Genomic DNA, 10,515 nt, shown 5'->3' on the forward strand with positions numbered 1-10,515 from the left:
CTCGTGCGCGTCGCCACGCATCCGGCCAGCCGCGTCGACGAGCTGACGCCGGATCGCTGGAAGCTGCTGTTCGGCCCGCAATCCGCGGCCTGAACGCACTGCGGCGCGCGATCTGCCGACACGCGCGATCTGCCAGCTCCACCCCGACCTCGCCAGCGCGCGCTGCGAAACGCCTCCGGACGCTTACGATCGTTCGCCAAAGTTCGTCGTCCAGAAGCGGTGCGGCCACGGAGGTCCCCAAGCAGGTATTGGGGATCTACAGAGTCCATCGGCAGGCCCCGGCCGTCCCTTTCCCTCTTTCTGAACGGTGCTCTAAGGTGCGCGAGATTCGCCAATGACGGAGCCAAGCTTCAAGCACTTCGGATGCTGTTCACAGCGCGCTGAGGAGCTCTTTCAACGCAGTGCAGGTGTACGATGCACGGATCGCCCGCCGTCAGGGATCACTTTCAGTCTCAGGGCAAGATGTTCAATGTGCTCACGGCCACGTACGAACGCGACCCAAATGACCAGGAAGCGCGCCAACAGGACGCCTCCCACCGCGCTCGAAAGCCCCACGGCAACGAGCACGATCGTGCCACCGACGTCCATTTGTCGGTTGGCCACTATAGCAGCGCGGCCTTCGATCAAGACGACGAACGCGCCGAAGGTTGCAGCCAACAGCAGTAAGTTGACTGCCATTCCCCGCTTGCGATTCGAAATGAACGACATTGCCACGACTAGGATGGGACAGACGAACAACAGAATAGCGAGTACTTTGTTCTCCGTGTTATTGATCTCTATCGCAGAAGCGCTCAAATACTTGTAGAGGAGTAGCGATACGAGCAATATGCTTACGATCGTTGATGCGAGGCCGAATCTCCGCGCGTTGACATTCTTGAAATACCGAAAGCACCCGCTGGCCAAGAATGCCGAGAAAAACGACATCGACAGCAAAACAGAGTGAACAACCAAGGAGGCAAACTCTTCTGCGGAACGATTTTCGAATGCGCGGGCCTTGGCTAACGCCAATCCGCCAACGCCGGCACATACACAAGAGAGGATCATGATGAAGAGCAGCACGAAGGACTGCAAGCGATTCGCGAGCAACAGATCTTGGAGCAGCTCAACGGTCCCCGTCACCCACCAACGGAGGCGCTTCAGCCACGTTTCCTTCTGAGGTTTACCTTCATCCTTATCGCGCAGCGGCTCTTCGCTCACGTGCAGTGCTCCGTCGACAGCGGGGGCTGCATCGACGATCTTGGAGAACACGGCATCGATGACGAGTTGCTCGGTCCAATAGCTTGTGTGGGAGAAGACGGGAAGCTGCTTGCTGACATAACGCATTGCAGATCCCGCGCGGAATCGGCCGGGGCGCTCCGCATGAAGCAGCTTGAAGGTAAGCCTCAACTCTGAGGCAACGGGATCACTAAGTTCTACGTAGTCATGGATCGTGATTGCGTGACGCGGCTCGGGAAGTGGCGCGCCTATTGGCCGCTCCTTTGCGCCGTCACGGTTGTTGTGCTGCTCGTACAGTGCTTGGAGACCGCGTACTCCGAGCGTTTGCGGATGGCAGAGAACAAAGAGCTCAAGTGGGGATCCAAGAACGTGAAGGGAGGCTATGCGGTCGAAAAGAGCAGGCTCGAGAGTTTCCACGTCCACGCACAGCCGCAGGGCCATAACAGACCCTAATGAATGAGCGATGATGTGAACTCGTGCACCCGCATTCTTTTTCAAGGCTATCAGCCTGTGGAATTCGTCAAAAATCCGCTGCTGGATTCTTATGGGCCGATCTGCCGGCATGCTTCCGCCCGACAACTTCGAGGCGTAAGCGTAACGGTAACGCCCGCGTCGATGCGACTTGCGGGGACTCTCGACACGATGCTCTTCAAGGCCCACATGGGTTTCGTACGTCGCGAAGAAGCCCCTCACAGCCTCCAGCATCTCTTCGCGATCGTCCCGGAACTGAACCAAAGCCATCGAAAGGAGTCGAATGGCAGCCTGCAGGTCTTCAGCGGCCCGCTCGAGGTGCTCCATCGGCAACGGCGGAGCGGGGTTCCCCGTTTCGAACAGGCGCCACTGCCTGCGGTAGGCATCTTCCACTCTGACCGGGAGCCTGCCAAGCCAACAGCTCGTGGATGTCGAAGCAGCAGCGATTCTGTCCTGCGCAATGTCGCCCCAGAACAACTGGTGAAACTCCAATTCGCGGCCGTCGCGCAGCCGGAACCCGCGTGCCCCGGCCATCAAGTTTGCGATTGAAGGCGTTTCCGCCTTAACCAATTGGCAATAGCCTTCGATGACCCGGTGTAGCGAATGATAGCGCTTCACGCCACCGATCCCGCCGATTACGAAGACGAGGATCTTGCCTTCCGCGCCTCGACTGTTCGCAGGCTGTGCTGCTTTGTCTTTGTCGTGGTCTGCTGTCCCCATCATGTGCTGCCCCGTGTCGTGCTCATTTGCCGCTGTCGCTTTCACCGCCGAGGCTCCACGTCTGGAACGGCAAGCTGATCGAGAAGAACCAGTACCCTTTGTCCTCGAACGGGTTGTACCCGTACCCGACCTGCACGTGATTCCGCAACGCCGCGGCGACGACCCCGAATCCGAGCTCCGGCGTGTCGTCCTTGTCGAAATCAAGCGCCGCTACGTTGAGGCCGACGCCCCAGTCAAATAGCGCGTTCCGGAGGCGGCTCGATCGCGACCCCTCCTTGTAGAGTATGCTGTAGGCTGGAGCAGCCTGGAAGTCGGACGACAGCTCGCTTGAGCCATCGGGGTTCGCAAAGATCAGTCCCACGGTAGTCTCCAGGTGGGGCAGCACTCGCTGCAGGTCGAGTTCGCGCGTCGCCACGGTCTGCTCGGCTGGCTTCGCACCGTCTTGCGTGCGTTTCCCCACGGCCATGCGCATCAGTACCTGGTCGCCGGCTTCGCGCAGGCCAGTCCTTCGCAGGTCGAGCTCGGTGCTATTTGGTACCGCCAGGAGATCGAGCTTCAACACGGCGTCGCTGAACTCCTCCACATCCGCCGACGCGCGTGCGACCCCAAGCTCCTGGGCCATGGCTTGCAGCCGACTGTCGATGGCGGTGATGCACTCGCCCGCGACGAGCTCGTCGAACGCGGCCTTTGCGGCTTGCGGCACATCGGCAGCCGCGGCCCTGAAGTCCTTGAACGCGGCGCGCAGCTCGCGCCACTGTGTAACCAGCTCCTCGAAGTCTTCGTGCAGCCCATGCAGGAGGTCCAACCAGCCTTCAGCGGTGAGGCCAGGGAGCTTGACCTGGCCATACTTCTCGCGCAGGCGATTGGCGAGGCGCACGATGTCTTTGGTCTCCCCATTCAGGCGGAGAGCCGCGGCAAGTGCGGGGGCCTGCGAGCTTGCGAAGGTGTCGGTCCGGGTCTGGAACTCCTCGATGCAGGTGCTGAGCAGCTCCTGCACCTGCGCGCGTACTCGCACTGCCCAACGATCGAAGAGCACTTTGGAATCGCCGTTGGGGGCGTTGATCGCTCGCGCCTCCGCCCTTCGCTGCTCAAGCTGTGCGCGCTGGTCCGCGGTCAAGGCGATCTTCCAGCGCTCCACCTCATAGAACTCGCCCTCGGGCACGGTATCGAAGCCAGGCAGGTGAACTGGGCTACGCTCTCCGTCGCGGTCGAGCCAAGCGCCAAGGCGCAGGTAGCCGCCGCTTTGAGCTGCCTGCTGTTCGACTTCGGCGCGACGACCCTGTAGCCAATCGTTGACCAGCTCGAGGACAATTCGATCCTGCTCGGTTTGCGAGGCGTTGGGATCCGCATCGACGACTTCTTCCACGCGTCGATCGAACGCTGTCCGCAGCTCCGGAGACCCTCGCACCACGCTGTCGATCGGGTCCATTTCGGCGCCGAACTTGCCGAATGCTTCACCAAGTGCTCTATTGTCGATGTCCGCCTTGTTCGAGGCATCCCATTGCTTCAGCGCGTCTCGGATGTTCGGCAGCCGGTCGCTCGCCTTCTGCAGTGCCGTTGTGATGTTCTTCAGCTCGGCCAGGGTCACGCGGCTCGGACCGCCTGGGCCGACCGTGTGCCGCAGAGTCTCCGCCATCCCGGGCACGTCGAGCGTCACGGCGAGCTTGCTGTTGATGTCGACGATCCCGAGTCGATCTGGGACCTGAGCCCGGCCTCCGTCCAGATCGTGCTCCTCGAGCTGGATCAGTGATGTGGCGTTTGGCTTTTGCGTTGAGCGGCAGCCACCCGCCAGCGCCGCGGCGAGAACACACACTGCTACGATCACCAAACGAAATGCTCGGACCTCAGGCATCGAGGCTGTCCTCCGCTGCTTTGAAAGCGTCGCGCAATCGGAACATGTCCGGCTTCGGCGCGGCTGGGACAATGTCGCAGACGACATCATTGAACGAAAGCGTACACGCGATTGCGCCTCGCAGCTTGTCGCGCTGAGCCTCGGTTACCTTCAACTCGTTGAGGAGATTCTGCACCAACTCGGGCTTGCGCAGCCATGCGATCCAGCGCGGCTCGACCAGCGAGCCGGTAAGCTTGTCGGCGCGCCTGACTGTCTGCTCCGCCAGTGCATCGTCGCCCAGCACGACCATCAGCACGTGCGCCTCTTCGAAGATCAGGTGCCGCATCAATTTCTGCGCGAGGTCGGCATCGTCTGTGGGAATGATGGTTGTCTTGCGTAGCATCATCTCGAGTGTTCCAGGGGAATGGATGTAGTGGTGCGAATCGACGGAGCGTGGATACGCGGGCGAGTCGCGGGCAGCGTCGATGAGGCGCGGCGAAGTGATGGGACTCCCGTTGCACGCGGACATCACCGTCCGCCCGAGTTAGCCCGTCATGACTGCTTGGATTCCCTCCGTGCGGCGATCTCGTCCAGCGTGTCTACCCACAGTCGTTCGGAGAACCCCGCGGCAAACGACCACACGATCAGTTTGGCGTGATCGATGCCGGCAAGAGGAACGCACTGGTCGGCAAACTGAAGGAACGTCAGTGGCTCCGCGGAGGCGACCGGCATGTACATCTGTGGGAACAATGCCCCCTGCACAAGACCACCCGCGAAGGTGATGTAGAGTAGAGAAGCTCCGATCGCACCGAAGATGGGTGCAAGATACAGCGTCTTCCGGCCGCTTTTCGTGAGCACACGATCGAGCAAGGGATCGGAGAGCTGGGGCAACTGGTGCAGCCGCCTCCAAAGGCTCATGAAGCCACCGACCATGCCGGTGAAGAGAACTACCGGGATCATCGGGACGTTGTTCGTGTCGTAGCGCGGAGGATTCACCCCGGCTTGGCTGATCAGCGCAAGATAGGTGATCGCTGCGACGACGAGCACGCTCAGGGCGCGGGCGATGTTGACGAGGATCTTGCTGCGCGCTTCTTCGTAGGCAGCGCTGCGTGCCCGAAGCCTGTGGATCTCCGACAAGAGACCGGTAGCGTCGTGACGGACCTCGAGCTCGAAGTTCGCGTGCAACGCCGTATCAGGCAGCTTGGACAGGTCCAACGGGCTGTTCCCGAGATAGCGCGCGTATTCGCTCTCGCCGACCAGCAGCCGGTACTCGTCACGAAGGCGGCACGCCTCAAAGCGCAAGCGCCCAATCGGCCATAGCGATACCAGCGTCCACTGCATCTCGCGCAGATCGTCGAGCGACCAACCGCCGTTGCCGTTCTTAAGGCGCTGCGCGAGCTCGTGATCCGCCTTGAGAGAGACAAGCTCGATCGTCCAAAGCCGAAGGCTTCGATCGAGCTCGGGATCCTCTGGCCGGGCCTTCCCGTTCATGCCGGGCCAGAGTCTGGTCAGCCAGCCCAAAGGATTGGAGATCCCAGCCACCACGTTTAGTTCCCCACCGTGGCGCTGTTACGCAGCACTTCGACAGTCGCCGGTCCAATCCCCCGCACCCGAGTAAGCTCGGCGAGCGAGGCGTAGGGACCGAGCATCGCGCGGTCTTCGACGATCGCCCGGGCCTTCGCGGGTCCGATCCCCGGGAGCGCTTCGAGTTCCTGGGCTGGGGCGGTGTTCACGTTAATGAGCGCAATCGTCTGCTGGGGCGCGATCATCTGGAAGCGCCCGTCGACTCCCGCCTCCATCACGACCGTCCCATCCCAGCCGGTGCCGTGGATGGCGTGAGTCAAGTGTCGGGTTTGGAAGATCGAGACGCCGCTCGCGACTTGGACGTCGACTCCCTGCCGGGTCCCGCTGACGCCCGCTTGTAGCGCATCGATGATCCCCGCGCGGGGATGGCCGTAGGCCCAGGCCGTCCACATGGCTTCTCGTTCATTCGGACCCATGCACACGACCGCGCACTCGGGCGTGACGGCCGCGATCAGCTCGTCCGTCGTGCCGTTGTCCGAGCCGTGGTGGCCGACCTGGTAGATGTCCACGTTGAGAAGGTCCGTCCCCTGGTAGCGCGCGACGAGGTCTTGGATCGCTTCGCTTTCGAGGTCACCCGTGACCAGCACCGAGGCCTCCCCGAAGTCGATGCGCACGACGAGCGAGTGGTTGTTCGGGTTCTTGAAGGCGCTAGCGCCCCAACCCGGGTTCGTGCGCACCTGCCCCCACATCACGGTGACCTTTGGATCGATGCCGTCCGCGCAGTCGAGCGGATCGATGACCTCGCTCGTCAGCCCTAGCGCCGGGATGTCGTCGAGCCAGATCGTCTTGAAGCCGACATCTCCTTCGTGGTCTGCCGCATAGCGGTGCAGCATCTTCTGCTGCGCTCCACCGGAGCCGTTCGTCTGGCCGTTCGTGAGGACGTTCTTCGGTGCGAAGCGGTCACGCACGACCCTCACGCCGCGCGTGTGGTCGATGTGGGGGTGCGTGATCACGAGCGACGTGAGTTGACCATCGAGGTCAGGCCGCTCGGCGAAGAACTCCTCCAGGTAGAGGTTCAACTGCTCAGTGCTGTCGAACATCCCGTTGCTCTCGCAGCCGGTGTCAACAAGGACTGCTCCGCAGGGGAACTCGAAGAGCGTCGCTGCACCTTGCCCGACATCAATGAAGTGCACGCGCATCAGAGGCCCCGCGATGGGCGCAGGCGCGGCCATAGCCGCCGCAGCGGATGCTGCGGCGGGAGCGCGGGCCTCGAAAGCCGAGGACGAACTGGGAGCGTGCTCAGGCCGCCAACGTTCGGAGCGACATGCCGACATGAGCACCAAGACAAGCAGAGCAAGACACACTTTCATGCCGAGACCCTCTCTAAGGACACGGGTTCCTCGTGGCGCTTCGCGTCCGGCGGAACGAACCGTGGTCGACCTTGATTGAGCCGCCAGACATGCCTGCCACGCCCATCGTCAGTCGCCTTCCACGTGCGCCGCGGGAAGTACTCCAGGATCCACCACAGTCCCCGCAACGAGCGGTGCGGCTGGCGACTCGATTCGCCGCCAAGGAGTTCTTGCAGAGTCTTCTCGTTGAACCGCAGCCCTTGGGTTTTCGCCTGCAAGACCATCCAGGCGAACGCGGCCTTCGCGAGCCCGCCTTCGGCCTCGGTGTATCCGCCGCCCACGTCGGAGTGGACTCCCGGGAACCACACCTCGAGCAGCCCCTGGCTTCGAGCTCTGAAGCGGTTCTGACGAAATGCAGCTCGGCGTTCGTCGAGCGCGACTGCGTGGCAGATCTGCTCCACGTGCTCGTAGTACGCGGTCCGGGGAAGGGACTTGAAGTTGAAGAACCAACCCCACGAGCTGACCGTGTCCCACACGCCGAGGAATTGGACCGTAGGCTTGCGATTCAAGCGCTTCAGCGCGTTTGCGAGCTCGAAGCGCTTGCCGATTGAGCCCACATCCTGTTCATCGTTGCTGTAGATCTGCCACACGTACGGGAGCAGGTTCTTCGAGCCCTTGGGCATCAGCCCGAACATGTCGAGGATCCCAGCCAAGACGCGCGCGGTGTAGGCGCCGCGGCTGAAGCCGAAGAGGAAGAGCCGATCCCCCTGCTCGTAGGTCTCCATTAGGAATTCGTACGCTTCGAGCACGTTCTGGCGCAGGCTCGTGCCCGTCGCCATGTCGATCGCGCGATCCAGCCGGCGCCGCAGCTTCGTCAAGCCTCCAGGAGAACCCAGCGTTCCAACACCAGGGTCGTAGTAGGCGATCTGATCGGGGTCGCGCTCCACGCTTAGCCACATCCGAATCACGTTCGTGCGGTTTCGCGTGAGACCGTTCGCGGTTCCATCGCAGCACACGACGAGGTTCTTCACCAACGTCAGCTCCGCGCTCCTGGCTTTGACCGGATCGTTCTACGCCAGCGCAAAGGCGTAGTGGTGCGCGTGCGCACCGCCTGGCTGGACGTCGCGCCTCCTCGGGCATCGATTACCCCCGCTCGGAGCACTAGCACCACATCACGCCTGTCCGCCGACGCACGACGCGCAGTACGACCGGCGGTGACATCGCCTAGTCTGGCGAGCTTGATCGACTTAGGCATGGGGAGGTGCCTCGAAACAGTCGCTTAAGTGTGAGCCGGTACGGGTATGCGCCTGGGTGGCTCGGCCTGGGCGCAATCGTGGACTTCGAATCTCGTGGGAATCCGAGTGATTCGACCCGACGGGGGTGAAATCTCCGGAATTTCTAGTTTTCGCTGAGCTGCACATTTCCCGCTTCTGGGACAAGGCTAGAGCCAGGGGTGCGCCGGAGATTACTCGGAGGACACTGCGGATGAAGCCGGTGGATGGGATGCCTCATGGTAGAACGTCAGCGCGAGCCTCGACCGCCGATGTATCTGTCTTAATGGTCGCAGGGTCTTGGCCATACCGGGCTTAGCCCAATGCAGTTTCCTGCTAACGCACTGCGACCACACCACTTCCTGAATTCGGTCCTATCCCTGGCGGGGTTGCCGTGTGCAATAGATTCATGCCGAACAGTAAGGGCAAGCCGGGACGACAAACGCACTGGGACCGTCCGTGGTGGGACCGGCGTCCCGACCCGCGCGCATGGAACGAGGCTGCTCGCGACCGCCACGAGATCGGGCAGCTCGAACCCCTCGGCCGCAACCTGATGCGGGGGTTCGGCCGTGCCGAGCGTTCGCCCTTGCGGCCCATCGGCACGCTCCGTTCTCTCCTCCAACCAGCGCCAAGCCTCCGTCTCACCCCGTCGGGTAGGTACCACGACCCGCTCACCTCCGAGTAGCCTTGATCCAATGCTCCACCCCGTCCTTGTCGCAGCACTGGCCGCCCCGGTGCTCGCCCAAGCCCCCGCCGGGTACTACGCCCCGGTCGATCCCACGACGCCGGCGACTGTTCGCACCACGCTCCGCGGCGCGATCGATGCGGGACATACCCGGATTCGTTGTCCAGGGCCTAGCGAATCCAACCACTTCGCTCTGGATCCACATGTTCGCGCTGAACGCGCGGGCTGCGGGATTTCTAGCGGTCAAGGCGGAGTGGGTAACGCTTGGGCGGAGTCGTGCACCTCCTCGTCGAGAAGCTCTTGGTGCCTGCAGTTAGGGTGCGATGACAGAAGTGGTCAGCAACGCCTCTCGCGAGAAGCTGGCCGCACATTCCATAGGCAGCAATGCCTGCTCTATGTGGCAAAAGCAACCACAATTTCAACACTAGCCATTTCTATGCAGACGATTTACACCGTTTGGTAGACCGCCCATGCAGTTAAATGCAATTTATGATATTGAGTCGGTTCGCGTAGGCGCAACCGCCGTATCTGCCATAGTGTCGGCAGTCGCACTAGTGATGGCCTACAGCGCTCTAAAGCTCGTTGAGCGAAAGGCGACAGTTGAAGCATTCAGCCGCTTTCGGCAACTGCTCATAACGCACGAGAATAGCGCCGCTCTTTTTCTAGATGGGCCCCCGTACGAACAAATGTCCCAGGTGCAACACCTGAGATACACGCTAATAATGCAGGAGCTATTCTTCGCGACGCAGGCCCTCTACTTGCGAACGCTTATGCGAGTGACCCGGCCCGACAACTGGAAAGGCACGAAGAGGGAACTGTCTTCATCGTTGCGCAGCGCAAGGTGTCGGCTGTGGTGGGCTGATAATGCAGCGCTGTTCGATAAAAGCTTCCGCGAAGAAATTGACAGCCTTATCCGCTCTGAAGTCATGGTCAGAGACACAAAGTATTGCGAACATATATCCGCTGCGTCCGCTGCCCCCCGCTGTACCACCAACTGCGTTCACTGCTCTTGCTGCACTTGCTGTAAGCACTGTACCTGCTGCCAGCGCTGCGCTCCCACATTTGTTGTATCCACAAGCTCGAATGAAGCGGCGACAGCAGACTCTTCTGCACACAATGAAGATCTTGAAGGTCGGAATCAGCGGGAGGTCGAAGGGGTATCCTAGACAAAGCGAGAGAGCGGCTACCTCACGGCTGACTGAACTGTAGCGCGGGGCTCTTAAGCCCGTAGAGGATCGTAATGGCATTGATTGTTGCGGGGCGCATAGGACGATCGAGCGTTCCCACCCAGGCGGTACGCCACTGATGGTCGCCCGAGTGCGACGGCGGCAATGCCGCTGCCATGGGGGCACGAAGGGGCCGGCGAGGTCACCCCCACCGGCCCGAGAGAACCGTCCTCGTGCTTCCTGGCGTCTCCACCGCTCGCGAGGGTAGACGCATCACACGGAC

At 61.7% G+C, this 10,515-nt stretch carries 6 protein-coding genes; all 6 read right to left on the minus strand.

Annotated features, from left to right (window positions below):
• Positions 1–393 precede the first annotated feature (393 nt).
• Positions 394–2,451, minus strand: a complete 2,058-nt coding sequence (locus tag SGJ19_20170; GenBank protein MDZ4782569.1) for a hypothetical protein — start codon at positions 2,449–2,451, stop codon at positions 394–396.
• Positions 2,429–4,234 carry a hypothetical protein gene (locus SGJ19_20175; GenBank protein MDZ4782570.1) on the minus strand — a complete coding sequence of 602 codons (1,806 nt, stop codon included), beginning with the start codon at positions 4,232–4,234 and terminating at the stop codon, positions 2,429–2,431. The genes SGJ19_20170 and SGJ19_20175 overlap by 23 nt, the downstream gene beginning before the upstream one ends.
• 16 nt (positions 4,235–4,250) lie before the next feature.
• Positions 4,251–4,643, minus strand: a complete 393-nt coding sequence (locus SGJ19_20180; GenBank protein MDZ4782571.1) for a hypothetical protein — start codon at positions 4,641–4,643, stop codon at positions 4,251–4,253.
• Positions 4,644–4,789: 146 nt separating this feature from the next.
• A complete protein-coding gene (locus tag SGJ19_20185) occupies positions 4,790–5,758 on the minus strand; it encodes a hypothetical protein (protein MDZ4782572.1) in 969 nt (322 codons plus the stop codon).
• A gap of 26 nt (positions 5,759–5,784) precedes the next feature.
• The gene (locus SGJ19_20190; GenBank protein ID MDZ4782573.1) at positions 5,785–6,960 is read right to left on the minus strand and encodes a helix-hairpin-helix domain-containing protein; all 1,176 of its coding nucleotides are present in this window, start codon (positions 6,958–6,960) and stop codon (positions 5,785–5,787) included.
• 167 nt (positions 6,961–7,127) lie between these two features.
• Positions 7,128–8,141, minus strand: a complete 1,014-nt coding sequence (locus tag SGJ19_20195) for a DUF2235 domain-containing protein (GenBank protein ID MDZ4782574.1) — start codon at positions 8,139–8,141, stop codon at positions 7,128–7,130.
• Positions 8,142–10,515: the final 2,374 nt, after the last annotated feature.

The sequence above is a fragment of the Planctomycetia bacterium genome (genome assembly GCA_034440135.1).
GTDB lineage: Bacteria > Planctomycetota > Planctomycetia > Pirellulales > JALHLM01 > JALHLM01.

What these genes read in the sequence shown, in the direction of transcription:
- SGJ19_20180 (MDZ4782571.1), bottom strand. Translation starts at nt 4,643, where the DNA reads ATGATGCTACGCAAGACAACCATCATTCCCACAGACGATGCCGACCTC.
- SGJ19_20190 (MDZ4782573.1), bottom strand. Translation starts at nt 6,960, where the DNA reads ATGCGCGTGCACTTCATTGATGTCGGGCAAGGTGCAGCGACGCTCTTC.